Source organism: Enterobacter sp. 120016 (genome assembly GCF_018383635.1).
Classification (GTDB): domain Bacteria; phylum Pseudomonadota; class Gammaproteobacteria; order Enterobacterales; family Enterobacteriaceae; genus Enterobacter; species Enterobacter asburiae_D.
On the sequence record NZ_JAHAWC010000017.1, the window covers coordinates 45,074 to 60,727 of the forward strand.

A 15,654-nucleotide genomic window follows, 5' to 3' on the forward strand; every position below is an offset into this window, starting at 1 on the left:
TATTTCGGGATAACAGATGTAATGGCTACGTTCACACCTTCACTCTCTGGGGTAAAAGGGCGCGCGCTCTTTTCACTGCTGTTTATGGCACCGCTGGTGCAGGCAGCAGGCACCACCGCGGCTAAAGACGGCGAAACGCTTACCGTCACCGCCGATCCAACTACTGCGGCGGAGGCCACCAATGGCTATCAGCCGTTGAATACTTCCACCGCGACGTTAACCAACATGCCGATGCTGGACATCCCGCAGGTGGTCAATACCGTCAGCGATAAAGTGCTGGCGGATCAGCACGCCACCACGCTGGATGAAGCGCTTTATAACGTCAGCAACGTGGTGCAGACCAACACCCTGGGCGGTACGCAGGATGCCTTCGTGCGCCGCGGGTTTGGCGCGAACCGCGACGGCTCGATCATGACCAACGGCCTGCGCACCGTCCTGCCGCGCAGCTTTAATGCCGCAACCGAGCGCGTGGAGGTGCTGAAAGGCCCGGCCTCCACGCTCTATGGCATTCTCGATCCGGGCGGCCTGATTAACGTCGTCACCAAACGCCCGGAGAAAACCTTCGGCGGTTCCCTTTCCGCCACCTCTTCCAGCTTTGGCGGCGGCACCGGACAGATCGATGTTACCGGCCCGATTGACGGCACGCGCCTGGCGTATCGCCTGACGGGCGAATATCAGGACGAGGATTACTGGCGCAATTTCGGCACCGAACGCAGCACCTTTATCGCTCCGTCGCTCACCTGGTTTGGCGACGATGCCACCGTGACCGTGCTCTATTCGCATCGCGACTATAAAACGCCGTTCGATCGCGGAACGATCTTCGATCTCAACACTAAGAAAGCCGTCGACGTGGATCGCAAAACCCGCTTCGATGAGCCGTTTAACGTGACCGACGGCCAGTCCGATCTCGCTCAGCTCAACGCTGAATATCGCCTCAACAGCCAGTGGACCGCGAAGTTCGACTACAGCTACAGCCAGGATAAGTACAGCGATAACCAGGCCCGCGTGATGGCCTACGATTCAAAAACCGGCAACCTGACCCGCCGCGTGGATGCGACCCAGGGCTCGACCCAGCGTATGCACACGACGCGAGCGGATCTGCAGGGGAACGTGGACATCGCGGGCTTTTACAATGAGATCCTGACCGGCGTGTCGTATGAGAATTACGATCTGCTGCGTACGGACATGATCCGCTGTAAGAACGTTAAGGATTTCAATATTTACAACCCGAGCTACGGCAGCCTCGGCAAGTGCACTACCGTCTCGGCATCCGACAGCGACCAAACCATTAAGCAGGAGAGCTACTCCGCCTACGCGCAGGACGCGCTATATCTGACCGATAAGTGGATCGCCGTCGCCGGACTGCGCTACCAGTATTACACCCAGTACGCGGGGAAAGGACGTCCGTTTAACGTGAACACCGACAGCCGCGACGACCAGTGGACGCCTAAGCTGGGGCTGGTGTACAAGCTCACCCCGGCGGTCTCGCTGTTTGCCAACTATTCCCAGACGTTTATGCCGCAGTCGTCCATTGCGAGCTACATCGGCGACCTGCCGCCGGAAACGTCGAACGCGTATGAAATCGGCGCTAAATTCGACCTGTTCGACGGCATTACCGCCAACATCGCGCTGTTTGACATCCACAAGCGCAACGTGCTGTACACCGAGAGCATTGGAGATGAAACCTTCGCCAAAACCGCGGGCCGCGTGCGCTCGCAGGGCGTTGAAGTGGATCTTGCCGGATCGTTGACCGAGAACACCAACATTATCGCCAGCTACGGCTATACCGACGCGAAGGTGCTGGAAGACCCGGACTATGCGGGTAAACCGCTGCCGAACGTGCCGCGCCATACCGGCTCCCTGTTCCTGACCTACGATATTCACAATGCGTTTGCCGGGAATACCCTGACGCTGGGCGGCGGCGGGCACGGCGTAAGCCGTCGTTCCGCAACCAACGGTGCGGATTATTATCTACCGGGCTATTTCGTGGCGGATGCGTTTGCGGCGTATAAGATGAAGCTGCAGTATCCGGTGACGCTGCAGGTGAACGTGAAGAACCTGTTTGATAAGACCTACTACACATCGTCCATTGCGACCAACAACCTGGGCAACCAGATTGGCGATCCGCGCGAAGTGCAGTTTACGGTGAAGATGGAGTTTTGACGTCAGTGCGGGACGTTCCCCTCACCCTAACCCTCTCCCCAGAGGGGCGAGGGGCTCGATCGTAGGCCCGGTAAGCGCAGCGCCACCGGGCAAAAAAAAGCCCTGCATCGCAGGGCTTTTTCAGCATCAGGCTTCAATATCCGCCATATCGCCTTTCTCCTGCAGCCAGTTACGTCGGTCTTCCGAACGTTTCTTGGCAAGGAGCATATCCATCATGGCGTTGGTTTGCTGTTCGTCTTCGTCGCTGATCGTCAGCTGCACCAGGCGGCGCGTGTTCGGATCCAGCGTCGTTTCGCGAAGCTGCATCGGGTTCATCTCGCCCAGCCCTTTAAAGCGCTGCACGTTCGGTTTGCCCTTCTTGCGCTTCAGCTGTTCCAGCACGCCCGCTTTCTCTTCTTCCGTCAGCGCGTAGTAAACCTCTTTGCCGAGGTCGATACGGTACAGCGGCGGCAGCGCCACGTGGACGTGACCGTTTTTCACCAGCGTTTTGAAGTGCTTCACAAACAGCGCGCACAGCAGCGTGGCGATGTGCAGACCGTCGGAATCCGCATCCGCGAGGATACAGATCTTGCCGTAGCGCAGCTGGCTCAGATCGTCGCTGTCCGGATCGATGCCGATCGCCACCGAGATATCGTGGACTTCCTGCGAGGCCAGCACTTCATCTGAAGAGACCTCCCAGGTGTTCAGGATCTTACCCTTGAGCGGCATGATCGCCTGATATTCACGATCGCGCGCCTGCTTGGCCGATCCACCCGCCGAGTCCCCTTCCACGAGGAACAGCTCGGTACGGTTGAGATCCTGCGCGGTACAGTCTGCCAGCTTGCCCGGCAGCGCAGGGCCGCTGGTCAGCTTTTTACGCACCACTTTCTTCGCGGCGCGCAGACGACGCTGGGCGCTGGAAATGGCCATTTCAGCCAGCATCTCTGCCGCCTGAACGTTCTGATTCAGCCACAGGGTAAAGGCATCTTTCACCACGCCGGAGACGAACGCCGCGCACTGACGTGACGACAGGCGCTCTTTGGTCTGACCGGCAAACTGCGGATCCTGCATCTTCACGGAGAGCACGTAGGCGCAGCGATCCCAGATATCTTCCGCCGACAGCTTCACGCCGCGCGGCAGGATATTGCGGTATTCGCAGAACTCGCGCATCGCGTCCAGCAGCCCCTGACGCAGGCCGTTGACGTGGGTACCGCCGAGCATGGTTGGGATCAGGTTAACGTAGCTTTCCGTCAGCAGCTCGCCGCCTTCCGGCAGCCACAGCAGCGCCCAGTCCACGGCTTCGGTATCGCCGCTAAAGTTACCGACAAACGGTTTTTCCGGCAGCGTTGGCAGGCCGTTTACCGCTTCGCACAGGTAGTCGTTCAGACCATCGGCGTAGCACCAGGTTTGTGCGGTATTGTTAACGTGATCGGTAAAGGTGATTTCCACGCCCGGACACAGCACCGCTTTGGCTTTCAGCAGGTGCGTCAGGCGTGAAACGGAAAAGCGCGGGCTGTCGAAGAAGCTTTCGTCAGGCCAGAAGTGGACGCTGGTGCCGGTGTTGCGTTTGCCGCACGTGCCGACAACCTGCAGATCCTGCACCTTATCGCCATTTTCAAACGCAATGTTATAGACCTGGCCGTCGCGACGGACGTTCACTTCCACGCGTTTGGACAGGGCGTTCACCACGGAAATACCGACGCCGTGCAGACCGCCGGAGAACTGGTAGTTCTTGTTGGAGAACTTACCGCCCGCGTGCAGACGACAGAGGATCAGCTCAACGGCAGGCACGCCCTCTTCCGGGTGGATATCCACCGGCATGCCGCGCCCGTCGTCGATGACTTCCAGCGACTGATCGGCGTGCAGGATAACGTCAACGCGTTTGGCATGGCCCGCCAGCGCTTCGTCCACACTGTTATCAATAACTTCCTGGCCCAGATGGTTTGGGCGCGTCGTATCGGTGTACATCCCCGGGCGGCGGCGAACCGGCTCAAGCCCGGTGAGGACCTCAATGGCATCAGCGTTATAGGTTTGCGTCATGATTTAAACTAGCAATTCGCATTGATTGTCAGTGGCTGTGCAGTCCAAGAAAATCGACAATCTGGGTGAAATGATTCTCAAAGCCCGTGAAAGCATGGTTTCCGCCCTCTTCTATAGTCTGGCGGCAGGAGGCGTAATACGCCACTGCCTGGCGGTAATCCAGCACTTCATCACCCGTCTGTTGCAGCAGCCAGATGAGATCCGGCGCCTCAAGCGGGTCGACCTGCATAACTTTGAGATCGTAAATATGGCGTGACTCTAGCACATATTGCTGGCCGGTGTAGGGGTTCTCGTTTTCGCCAAGAAAGTCCCTCAGCAGCTCAAATGGCCGAACCGCCGGGTTAACCACAACGGCGGGCAGCATGAAGCATTGTGAAAGCCAGGTGGCGTAATACCCGCCCAGGGATGAGCCGACCACACCGAAGGTTTCGCCGCCGTGCGCAAGCACGATAGATTCCAGCATCTCCGCGGCCTCAGCCGGGTAAGGCGGCAGCTGAGGGATAATCATCTCAACGTCGGGGTGATGCTCGCTCAGCCACTGGCGAAACTGTGTCGCTTTTGCGGAGCGCGGCGAGCTGTTGAATCCGTGCAGATAAAGGAGCGTAGACATCAATAGCCTTCTGAAGCGGTATCCGGGCGGAATTTTGCACCGGTCAAACGGCAGACTTCCGTGGTCAGCGTGCCGTCGGCATGCAGTTCCAGCCAGCGCCAGCCCGGCGCGATGGTATCCAGCGTAAAGTTGGCGCAGTGCGGCTTAAACTGAACGCAGGTCGACGGCGTCGCCAGCATGCGGCGTCCGTTCCAGTCGAGATCCTGTTCCTGGTGAATATGCCCGCACAGCAGATTTTTCACCCGCGGGAACTTCGCCAGCACGCGGTCCAGCGCCGCAGAGTTGCGCAGGCTGTGCTGATCGAGCCAGCTGCAGCCCGCCGGCAGAGGGTGATGATGAAGCAACAGCAGCGTGTGGCGTTCAGGTTCAGCAGCCAGTTTGGTCTCAAGCCAGTCGAGCTGAAACTCGCTTAACTCACCGTGCGGGACGCCAAATACCTGGCTGTCCAGCAGCAGGATCTGCCACTGTTCACCCGCAAAAACACATTTCGCCGGAGAGATCCCCGCATCATGGAGGGAACTGTACATCGCGGGCTGGAAATCATGATTTCCTGGCAGCCAGACGCAAGGTACGCTAAAGCTCGCGATGCCTTCAGCAAAATGCTGGTAGGCCGCGGAGGATTGATCCTGCGCCAGATCGCCGGTTGCGACAATCAGATCGCATACACGATTTTCAGCGTGAATGGCGCTCAGTACCGCCTGATAACTCTCCCAGGTGTTGACCCCCAGTAGCGTCTCATGCTTTTCGGCAAAAAGGTGGGTATCGGTGATTTGTAATATCCTGACTGGCGCCCCACCAGCAACAGTCAGGTTCAACAGGCTTTCCAAATGGTGTCCTTAGGTAGGTTTATGACGCTAACAAACCGGAATCGCCATTGCTCCATGTGCTAAACAATATCTTAGCCAGTCGGCTAAAAACTGGTTAATTTGATGCTTTTCGTCGCGTTGATGCAACTTTTTATTCGGGTAATCATACCGCGCCTTGAAGCGAAAGATCTGCTGGCTTGAACACACTTCAGCGACCATCGCATCGTGATAGAGGCGAACCGTCATCGACGGCAGGCTCCAGTAGCTAATGCTGGGTGCCGTTTGCTCAATCTCCACCAGCGTAGTGTAGCGCGTTGATTCTGTTATCGTTAACCGATACTGCGCGTTGCTCACCTGATAGCTTACCGTTTCGCCGGGTGCGTCGTTTTTCGGCAGCAGGCGGCGCAATTGTGCGAAATTGGTTTCGCACAGGCGCATCATTTCTGGGAAGTCAGGCGTATAGCGCTTCATTTTTTCCACTCGTTTCGTAATGTCTGATAATGCAGCTGTAGCCATTGCAGGGCGATGACAGACGCTGCGTTGTCGATTTTCCCCTCTTCTACCCACTGATAAGCCTGCTCCCGGCTCACCACATGAACCCGAATATCTTCGTTTTCATCTGCCAGACCGTGGATCCCTTCCGCCGTCGTGGCGTCCACTTCACCCACCATAATGGACAAGCGCTCGCTGGTGCCTCCCGGGCTTGCAAGATAGCTCAGCACCGGTTTGGTGCGGCCTACCACCAGCCCCGCCTCTTCCAGCGCCTCGCGCCGGGCGACGTCTTCAACCGACTCACCTTCTTCGATCATACCGGCCACCATCTCCAGCAGCCACGGGCTCTCGCTCACGTCATAAGCGGCGATGCGGATCTGCTCCACCAGCACAACTTCGTCACGCACTGGGTCAAAGGGTAGCAAGACTGCCGCATGCCCGCGCTCAAAAATTTCGCGTCTGATTTCGCCGCTCATTTCCCCGTTAAACAGGCGATGCCTGAAACGGTAAAGATCCATTGAAAAAAAACCGCTATAAAGCGTTTCTCGTGCAATAATTTCTACATCGTTTTTGGCGAATGTCACGGGCAACTTTTCTGGTTTCTGCATGAGTCGAGTCCTGGTAGCAATGGTGATGAAATTGTGAATTTCAAGGCTGTTTGGCTGCCGTTTGTAAGGCTATATGGTAGATTGGTGCAAATTACCGCCAGATGGCACGTAACGCCAACCTTTTGGTATGGAAGATTCTGTTAGAATCGGCAATTATTTTTTAATTAGATCAGCGCTAATACTGCTTCACAACAAGGAATGCAAATGAAGAAATTGCTCCCCATCCTTATCGGCCTGAGCCTGACGGGCTTCAGTGCAATGAGCCAGGCGGAAAACCTGTTACAGGTCTACCAGCAGGCACGTCTGGGCAACCCTGATTTACGTAAATCAGCGGCCGATCGTGATGCTGCGTTTGAAAAGATTAACGAAGCGCGTAGCCCCTTGCTGCCACAGTTAGGTTTAGGTGCAGATTATACCTACAGCAACGGTTTCCGCGATGCTAACGGCGTTAACTCCAATGCTACCAGCGCCTCACTGCAATTGACACAGACGCTGTTTGATATGTCCAAATGGCGCGCCCTGACCCTGCAGGAAAAGAGCGCGGGTATCCAGGATGTGACCTATCAGACCGACCAGCAGACGCTGATCCTGAACACCGCCACGGCGTACTTCAACGTGCTGAGCGCGATTGATGCACTCTCCTACACCGAAGCGCAGAAACAGGCGATTTACCGCCAGTTAGATCAGACCACCCAGCGCTTCAACGTGGGCCTGGTCGCGATCACCGACGTGCAGAACGCCCGTTCACAGTACGACACCGTGCTGGCCAACGAAGTGACCGCGCGTAACAACCTCGATAACGCGCTGGAATCCCTGCGTCAGGTCACCGGGAATTACTATCCAGAGCTGGCGTCTCTGAACGTGGACAGCTTTAAAACGGATAAACCGCAGGCCGTTAACGCCCTGCTGAAAGAGGCGGAAAACCGCAACCTGAGCTTGCTGCAGGCGCGTCTGAGCCAGGACCTGGCCCGCGAGCAAATTCGTCAGGCACAGGACGGCCATCTGCCAACCCTGAGCCTGAGCGCCTCTACCGGTGTTTCTGATACCACTTACAGTGGTTCTAAAACCAATACGTCCCAGTATGACGACAGCAACTTGGGTCAGAACAAAGTGGGCCTGAGCTTCTCCCTGCCGCTGTACCAGGGCGGCCAGGTTAACTCCCAGGTGAAACAGGCGCAGTACAACTTTGTTGGCGCGAGCGAGCAGCTGGAAAGCGCCCACCGCAACGTGGTGCAGACCGTACGTTCCTCCTTCAACAACGTGAACGCCTCGATCAGCAGCATCAACGCCTATAAACAGGCCGTTGTGTCTGCACAGAGTTCCCTGGATGCGATGGAAGCGGGCTACTCGGTCGGTACACGTACTATCGTTGACGTGCTCGACGCGACCACCACGCTGTACAACGCGAAACAGCAGCTCTCAAGCGCGCGTTACCAGTACCTGATCAACCAGCTGAACATCAAACAGGCTCTGGGTACGCTGAACGAGCAAGACCTGCAGATGCTGAACAGCGCGCTGGGCAAACCGGTCTCCACTTCTCCGGAGAGCGTTGCACCTGAGAATCCTGACCAGGTTGCCGCCGTAGATAACTTCAACGGTAACAGCAACACCCCTGCTGCACAGCCTGCCGCCGCGCGCACCACTGCGCCTGCCAGCAAAGGCAATAATCCGTTCCGTAACTAAGAGTGTCATCAGGCCCACCGCGGCCTGATGCCCTCACCCCGGCCCTCTCCCACAGGGAGAGGGAGCATCTGAATCACATCCGAACGTAAGCCAACGTAAAGATCCCCCTGATTCCGCCCCTCTTCGCTTCATTTTCAACCACTCATCCTCTATCCTGAGCGTTATTACCACTGGGTCCAGGAAGACAAAGATGAAACGGACAAAATCTATAAATCACGCTTCGTTCCGCAAGAGCTGGAACGCGCGTCACCTCACCCCTGTTGCGCTGGCGGTCACGGCTGTCTTTATGCTGGCAGGCTGTGAGAAAAATGACGAAACGGTTTCGCTGTATCAAAACGCAGACGACTGCTCCGCCGCAACCGGCAAAACCGCCGAATGTAAAACCGCTTATACGAGCGCGCTGAAAGAAGCGGAACGTACCGCACCGAAATATGCCTCACGCGAAGACTGCGTGGCGGAGTTTGGTGAAGGTCAGTGCCAGCAGGCACCGGCTCAGGCAGGCACCGCACCTGAAAATCAGGCGCAGGCTCAGTCCAGCGGCAGCTTCTGGATGCCGCTGATGGCAGGCTACATGATGGGTCGTCTGATGGGCGGCGGTGCGGGCTACCAGCAGCAGCCGCTGTTTAGCTCGAAAAACCCGGCCAGCCCGGCTTACGGTCAATATACCGATGCCAGCGGCAAAGGCTACGGCGCAGCGACCCCAGGCCGCACCGTGAACGTTCCGAAAACGGCGATGGCGCCGAAGCCAGCGACGACCAGCACCATCACCCGCGGCGGGTTTGGTGAATCAGTGGCGAAGCAGACCAGCATGCAGCGCAGTGCGACCGGCACCTCCTCTACTCGCTCAATGGGCGGCTGATCATGGAACGAGTCAGTATCACCGAGCGCCCGGACTGGCGTGAAAAAGCCACCGAGTATGGTTTTAACTTCCACACCATGTACGGCGAGCCGTACTGGTGTGAAGACGCCTATTACAAGCTTACGCTGGCCCAGGTGGAAAAACTGGAAGAGGTGACCGCCGAGCTGCACCAGATGTGCCTGAAGGTTGTGGAAAAGGTCATCGACAGCGACGAGCTGATGGCAAAGTTCCGCATTCCGAAGCACACCTGGGGCTTTGTGCGCCAGTCGTGGAAAACGAATCAACCTTCGCTTTACTCTCGCCTGGATCTGGCGTGGGACGGCAAAGGTGAACCGAAGCTTCTGGAAAACAACGCTGATACGCCAACCTCTCTGTACGAAGCGGCGTTTTTCCAGTGGATCTGGCTGGAAGACCAGGCCAATGCCGGAAACCTGCCGGAAGGCAGCGACCAGTTTAACAGCCTGCAGGAAAAGCTGATTGAGCGTTTTGCCGAGCTGCGCGAACAGCATGGCTTCAACCTGCTGCATCTCGCCTGCTGCCGCGACACGGAAGAAGACCGTGGCACGGTTCAGTATCTGCAGGACTGCGCCGCCGAAGCGGAAGTGGCGACCGAGTTCCTCTATATCGAGGATATCGGCCTGGGTGAAAAAGGTCAGTTTACGGATATGCAGGACCAGGTGATAAGCAACCTGTTCAAGCTCTACCCGTGGGAATATATGCTGCGCGAGATGTTCTCCACCAAGCTGGAAGATGCTGGCGTGCGCTGGCTGGAACCGGCATGGAAGAGCATTATCTCTAACAAAGCCCTGCTGCCGATGCTCTGGGAGATGTTCCCGAACCATCCGAACCTGCTGGCGGCGTACTTTGCGGAAGATGACCATCCGCAGCTGGATAAGTACGTCGTGAAGCCGATCTTCTCCCGCGAAGGCGCAAACGTGTCGATTATCGAAAAAGGTAAGACGCTGGAAGCGGTTGAAGGGCCGTACGGCGAAGAGGGGATGATCGTCCAGGAGTTCTATCAGCTGCCGAAGTTTGGCGACAGCTATACGCTGATTGGCAGCTGGCTCATCAACGATCGGCCGGCCGGGATTGGCATTCGCGAAGATCGTGCGCTGATCACGCAGGATCTGTCACGGTTCTATCCGCACATCTTTGTGGAGTAAGATCTGCCGGGTGGCGGATTCGCCTGACCCGGCCTACGGTTTTGTAGGCCCGGTAAGCGTAGCGCCACCGGGCATGTTTTCACCCTACCTGAACCGACAACATACTCAAACTGCCCATCTCAATACCATCAACCGGAATGGTAATTGGTTCCTGACCATCCCACGCGCCAAGAACGTACAGCAGCGGGAGGAAGTGTTCCGGCGTCGGGTTAGAGAGCGAACCGCCTTCGTGATCCAGATAGTTCACTAACGGATGCTCCTCAGCCGGACCTTGCCACGTCAGGTTCGCTTTGACGTAGTCGTTAAACGAGGTCGCCCACGGGTATGGCGTATTCTCACCGTGCCAGCGTGCCGTGCGCAGGTTATGCACCACGTTACCGCTTGCCACCAGCATGATGCCTTCATCACGCAGGGTTGCCAGCTTGCGGCCCATCTCCAGATGCCAGGCGGCCGGTTTGGTGCTGTCGATGCTCAACTGCACCATCGGGATATCCGCATCAGGATACATTTTGATCAGCACGCCCCATGAGCCATGGTCAAAGCCCCAGGCTTCTTTATCCAGCGTGACAGGGACAGGTGCCAGCAAATCGACCAGCTTTTGGGCCAGCTCAGGCGAGCCTGGGGCCGGGTAATGCGTGTCGTACAGCGCCTGCGGGAAGCCGCCAAAATCATGAATGGTTTTTGGCGCTTCCATGGCGGTCACGCCCGTACCACGGGTAAACCAGTGTGCAGACACCACCACGATCGCTTTCGGACGCGGCAGCGTCTCGCCCAGATGACGCCAGGCTCGGGTATAGACGTTGTCTTCCAGAACGTTCATTGGGCTACCGTGGCCTAAAAACAGGGCTGGCATACGGGAAGAAGTCATGGTGATATCCTTACAGAAGGTGTCAATTTAATGGTGCTACATTACGCGCAATCTGGCTAAGATGAACGCAGATAAGCGTGAAGATCATCATCAGGAAATTTGAATGTAAGGAATGTGTAAAGCCGGGGTTTCCCCCTCGCTTTGCCAGAAATGAATCATTTATATTAATGAGAATCATTATCATAAGGAGCAATGCATGTCAGTCCCCTTGATCCTGACCATACTGGCGGGCGCCGCGACCTTTATCGGTGCGATCCTCGGCGTGCTCGGCCAAAAGCCCTCTAACCGCGTACTGGCCTTCTCACTGGGCTTTGCTGCCGGGATCATGCTGCTCATCTCGCTGATGGAGATGCTGCCTGCCGCGCTGGGCACAGAAGGCATGTCTCCGCTGCTGGGTTACGGCATGTTTGTCTTTGGCCTGCTGGGATACTTTGCCCTCGATCGCATGCTACCGCACGCGCATCCGCAGGATTTAATGCAGAAAAACGTGGCGCCGATGCCGCGCAATATCAAGCGTACCGCCGTGCTGTTAACGCTTGGCATTAGCCTGCATAACTTCCCGGAGGGGGTCGCGACCTACGTGACGGCCAGCAGCAATCTTGAGATGGGCTTTGGCATCGCGCTGGCGGTCGCCTTACACAATATTCCTGAAGGACTGGCCGTCGCCGGACCGGTGTATGCCGCCACCGGCTCTAAACGCACCGCGGTGTTCTGGGCGGGTATTTCCGGGATGGCTGAAATCCTTGGAGGCGTGCTGGCGTGGTTGATCCTCGGAAGTCTGGTCTCCCCCGTTGTGATGGCTGCCATTATGGCTGCGGTTGCCGGGATCATGGTTGCGCTCTCCGTCGATGAGCTCATGCCGCTGGCGAAAGAGATCGATCCGAATAACAACCCCAGCTATGGCGTACTGTGTGGAATGTCGGTAATGGGGCTAAGCCTGGTATTATTGCAGTCTGCGGGTATTGGTTAACATTAACCTGCCTCCGTACCATACGGAGGCAGGCTTGCGAAACATTAAGATACAGGTAAAATAATAATCCATCCTATTGCCAACAAATTATTTACAATGAATAATATTGTTTCAAAGAAATAAATTTATAAAATTGAGTTTGAATATCGCCCTACCACTTCTTAAATCATGAGAATAAGCTGATACTTACAATCAATAAGTATTATATATTAATAAAATCTTAAAATAGCTTTAAGCTACGGTAATCGCTTCCCCCCACCTCCCTCCCGTATACTTGACGTGCGTTCTGAAATTAATATTCAGAGTATGAATTCGTTTGAAAAAGGATATTTTCATGTATATGGGTAAAAAAGTTCTGTTAGCCGTTGCTATGGCTGCGATTGTATCGGGTTCTGCCTTTGCTGACGACCAGGGTTCAGGCAAAATCAAATTCAAAGGTGTCGTTATTGATGCGCCTTGCAGCATTGCTCCAGACAGCGTTGATAAAGAAGTCGACCTCGGTGAAGTGACCACTGCCGTCATCAACGCCAACAAAAAGTCTACCGCTGTGCCGGTTGATATCAACCTGGAAAACTGCCAGCTAGACGATCCGGCGGACGAAACGGACACGCCAATTACCAAAGTCGATGTCACCTTCACCAGCTCAGCAACAGACGCGACGGATACCAGCCTGATGACCAACACCTACGCAAGCGGTGCGCAGAACGTGGGTGTTCGTCTTCTGGATAACGCCGAAGCCAACATTACGCTGGGTGCGCCTAAAGAAGTTGATCTTCTGGCAGGTTCCACCACTCAGACGCTGCACTTCAAAGCGTTAATGGAAGTGCTTGCAGGCAAAACCGCTACGGCGGGTCAGGTTGAAGCCACCGCTAACTACGTTCTGGCGTATAAATAATAACTTCGCGTCACGGTATAAACCGGCTGGCATTTAGTGCAGCCGGCATTCTATATCTTTTCTTGAGTAACAGGACGATGACATACAAATTACAATGGATAATCATTATTACGTCCCTGTTAATGACGAAAATTACCTCTGCGACTGAATTTAACATAAATGCCATTGATAAAGATCAGCGTGGTAGCGTTGACTTATCACTCTTCAAAGATCAAATCGCCGTAACGCCAGGTAACTATTTTGTTACGGTTTCCATTAATGATATTCCGCTGGCAAACGGCTGGCAGCTTCGCTGGCGAGAAATGAATAATCAGGTACAGGTCTGTATTCCACCTGAACTGGCCGATACCTTTGCTCTACAGGACTCCATTCGCAGCGCTCTGCCAGAAAAAGAGGGATGCATTGATTTTTCATCCAGACCCGATATTAAGTTTACCTTTGACCAGGCCAGCCAGACGCTCAAGGTAACCATCCCGCAGGCATGGCTACAGTACCGTGCCGCAGACTGGATGCCTCCATCCACCTGGGACAACGGCGTGCCTGGCGTATTGCTGGATTACAACCTGTTCGCCAGTCATTATCAGCCTAATAACGGCTCAGGTACGGACAACGCCAACACCTACGGTACCGCGGGTGCAAATATGGGCGCGTGGCGGCTGCGCAGCGATTATCAGTACACGCAAACGCATACCGATGCCAGCTCTGAACATGATGGACGCTTTTCACGCGTGTATATGTTCCGTCCTCTCCCCTCGCTCGGCGCCAAACTTACGCTGGGCGAAACGGATTTCCAGTCCGCTATTTTTGATGCTTTCACCTATACCGGCGCATCCCTGATTAGCGATGAGCGCATGCTGCCGTGGTCGCTACGCGGTTACGCGCCGCAAATTACCGGCATCGCTCAGACCAACGCCACGGTTACCGTCAGCCTTGCCGATCGTGTGATTTACCAGAGCAAAGTCCCGCCCGGTCCCTTTGTGATTCAGGATCTTAACCAGTCTGTCCAGGGTACGCTGGACGTCAAAGTGACGGAAGAAGACGGGCGCGTCAGCACCTTCCAGGTCTCTGCAGAATCGGTGCCGTTTTTAACCCGCAAAGGTCAGGTTCGCTACAAGCTGGCGACCGGGAAAGCGCGCAAGGACGCCTCGCACGACGTTGAAGATAACGCGTTTCTGAGCGGGGAATTCTCCTGGGGGATGCTGTCACAAACCTCACTTTATGGCGGTACGCTCGCCGATGGCGACCATTATCGGTCCGTCGCCGCCGGGATCGGACAAAACATGGAGTACCTGGGTGCCCTCTCTTTTGACGTCACGCAGGCGACCAGCCAGTTGCCCAATCAGAATAGCCAGACGGGCTACAGCTACCGCTTTAACTACAGTAAACGTTTCGATACCACTGGCAGCCAGCTAACGCTCGCCAGCTATCGCTACTCCGACCCACAGTTCCTGAGCTACGCCCGTTTTCTCGATTATGACAATAACGATCGTCAGTCCGAAAAACAGACGCTCAGCGTGACCGCAAGCCAGTACATTTCGGCATTATCGCTCAACCTCTATGTGAACATGCTGCGCCAGACCTGGTGGAACGACTCGCCGTCCACAACGGGCAGCGTGACCGCAGGCTACAACTTTGACCTGGGCCGCTGGAAAAACCTGGGCGTCACCCTGTCGTGGAGTAAAACGCATTATGAAGATGAAGCAGACGATACGCAGTTCTATCTGTCGTTGAGCGTGCCGCTCGACCCCGATCATCGTCTGAATTATGACCTGCGCAACAGCGACAGCCTGAGCCAGAACGTGTCGTGGTATGACACATCAGACCGCAATAATACCTGGGGCGTTTCCGCAGGCACCGAGAGCGAGAAGTCAGATGCAGGCGCACAGGTCAGCGGCAACTATCAGCATTATTCCCCTTATGGCGATCTGAATCTCTCCGGGAGCTATAAGGCTAATGAATACAATTCCCTGAGCGCGAGCTGGAACGGCTCATTCACCTCAACGGCCAAAGGCGCCGCCCTGCACCGCCGCAGCTACGGTAATGAACCGCGCGTGATGGTCAGCACCGACGGCGTAGGAAACATTCCGCTGAACATGTCGCGGGATGAAACCAACCGGTTTGGCATTGGCGTTTTACCGTCCATCTCCAGCTATTCGCCCTCCAGCGTGCAGGTCAATATGAACAACCTGCCCGATGGCGTGGACGTGGACACCCGCGTCGTCACCTCAACCTGGACGGAAGGCGCCATTGGATATCGTCAGATTGTCACGCGTGCCGGCAACGATATCGCAGGCATCTTACGTACAACCTCTGGCACACCACCGCTGGGTGCGGTTGTTCGCCTGCTTGAGAACGACCGGCAGATTGCCATGGTCGCCGATGACGGCCACGTCTGGCTCGGTGCCGTAGAGCCAGAACAACAGTTTCGCGTGACGTGGGGAGACAATCAGCAGTGTCGCTTCACGTTACCTTCACACCTTGAAAACAGTATGCAGTTGATACTGCCATGTCAGTAAGA

The 15,654-nt window shown here is 55.8% G+C and carries 13 protein-coding genes; 7 read left to right on the forward strand and 6 right to left on the reverse strand.

The annotated features are described in order from the left end of the window. The first annotated feature begins 21 nt into the window (after positions 1-21). Positions 22-2,163, forward strand: coding sequence for a TonB-dependent siderophore receptor (locus KIF87_RS19450; protein WP_213330236.1), 2,142 nt, complete (start codon positions 22-24; stop codon positions 2,161-2,163). Positions 2,164-2,289: 126 nt separating this feature from the next. Here the strand turns inward: KIF87_RS19450 and parE are convergent, their stop codons facing one another. From parE to nudF, 5 genes are read right to left on the reverse strand one after another with little or no spacing between them, the layout of a single operon-like run. After that, positions 2,290-4,182, reverse strand: coding sequence for a DNA topoisomerase IV subunit B (parE, locus tag KIF87_RS19455; protein WP_029740698.1), 1,893 nt, complete (start codon positions 4,180-4,182; stop codon positions 2,290-2,292). Between the two features lie 28 nt (positions 4,183-4,210). Beyond that, complete coding sequence (gene yqiA / locus KIF87_RS19460) at positions 4,211-4,792, reverse strand: esterase YqiA (protein WP_008502976.1); 582 nt, start codon at positions 4,790-4,792, stop codon at positions 4,211-4,213. Beyond that, complete coding sequence (gene cpdA / locus KIF87_RS19465) at positions 4,792-5,619, reverse strand: 3',5'-cyclic-AMP phosphodiesterase (protein WP_213330238.1); 828 nt, start codon at positions 5,617-5,619, stop codon at positions 4,792-4,794. The genes yqiA and cpdA overlap by 1 nt, the downstream gene beginning before the upstream one ends. Positions 5,620-5,646: 27 nt before the next feature. After that, positions 5,647-6,069, reverse strand: a complete 423-nt coding sequence (locus KIF87_RS19470) for a DUF1249 family protein (protein ID WP_014833293.1) — start codon at positions 6,067-6,069, stop codon at positions 5,647-5,649. Further along, positions 6,066-6,698, reverse strand: a complete 633-nt coding sequence (gene nudF / locus KIF87_RS19475; protein ID WP_023333429.1) for an ADP-ribose diphosphatase — start codon at positions 6,696-6,698, stop codon at positions 6,066-6,068. The genes KIF87_RS19470 and nudF overlap by 4 nt, the downstream gene beginning before the upstream one ends. Before the next feature lie 204 nt (positions 6,699-6,902). Between nudF and tolC the strand changes: the two genes are divergently transcribed. The 3 genes from tolC (at position 6,903) to KIF87_RS19490 (ending at position 10,403) form a co-directional block, all read left to right on the forward strand. Beyond that, the gene (gene tolC, locus KIF87_RS19480; protein WP_193940482.1) at positions 6,903-8,381 is read left to right on the forward strand and encodes an outer membrane channel protein TolC; all 1,479 of its coding nucleotides are present in this window, start codon (positions 6,903-6,905) and stop codon (positions 8,379-8,381) included. Between the two features lie 190 nt (positions 8,382-8,571). After that, positions 8,572-9,240 carry a DUF1190 family protein gene (locus KIF87_RS19485; protein WP_213330240.1) on the forward strand — a complete coding sequence of 223 codons (669 nt, stop codon included), beginning with the start codon at positions 8,572-8,574 and terminating at the stop codon, positions 9,238-9,240. Positions 9,241-9,242: 2 nt separating this feature from the next. Continuing rightward, positions 9,243-10,403, forward strand: a complete 1,161-nt coding sequence (locus KIF87_RS19490; protein WP_213330242.1) for a glutathionylspermidine synthase family protein — start codon at positions 9,243-9,245, stop codon at positions 10,401-10,403. Positions 10,404-10,482: 79 nt separating this feature from the next. Here KIF87_RS19490 and ygiD read toward each other — a convergent pair whose 3' ends face one another. After that, positions 10,483-11,271: a 4,5-DOPA-extradiol-dioxygenase gene (ygiD, locus tag KIF87_RS19495; protein WP_121424686.1), complete on the reverse strand. Its 789-nt coding sequence runs from the start codon at positions 11,269-11,271 to the stop codon at positions 10,483-10,485. A 196-nt stretch (positions 11,272-11,467) separates the two neighbouring features. On the opposite strand from ygiD, the gene zupT reads away from it, so the two are divergent. The 3 genes from zupT (at position 11,468) to KIF87_RS19510 (ending at position 15,652) form a co-directional block, all read left to right on the forward strand. Beyond that, a complete protein-coding gene (zupT, locus tag KIF87_RS19500; RefSeq protein WP_213330244.1) occupies positions 11,468-12,241 on the forward strand; it encodes a zinc transporter ZupT in 774 nt (257 codons plus the stop codon). Between the two features lie 334 nt (positions 12,242-12,575). Then, entirely contained in the window at positions 12,576-13,136 is a 561-nt protein-coding gene (locus KIF87_RS19505; RefSeq protein ID WP_213330246.1) for a fimbrial protein, read from the forward strand. Between the two features lie 77 nt (positions 13,137-13,213). Further along, positions 13,214-15,652, forward strand: a complete 2,439-nt coding sequence (locus tag KIF87_RS19510) for a fimbria/pilus outer membrane usher protein (RefSeq protein ID WP_213330248.1) — start codon at positions 13,214-13,216, stop codon at positions 15,650-15,652. The last annotated feature ends 2 nt before the right edge of the window (positions 15,653-15,654 follow it).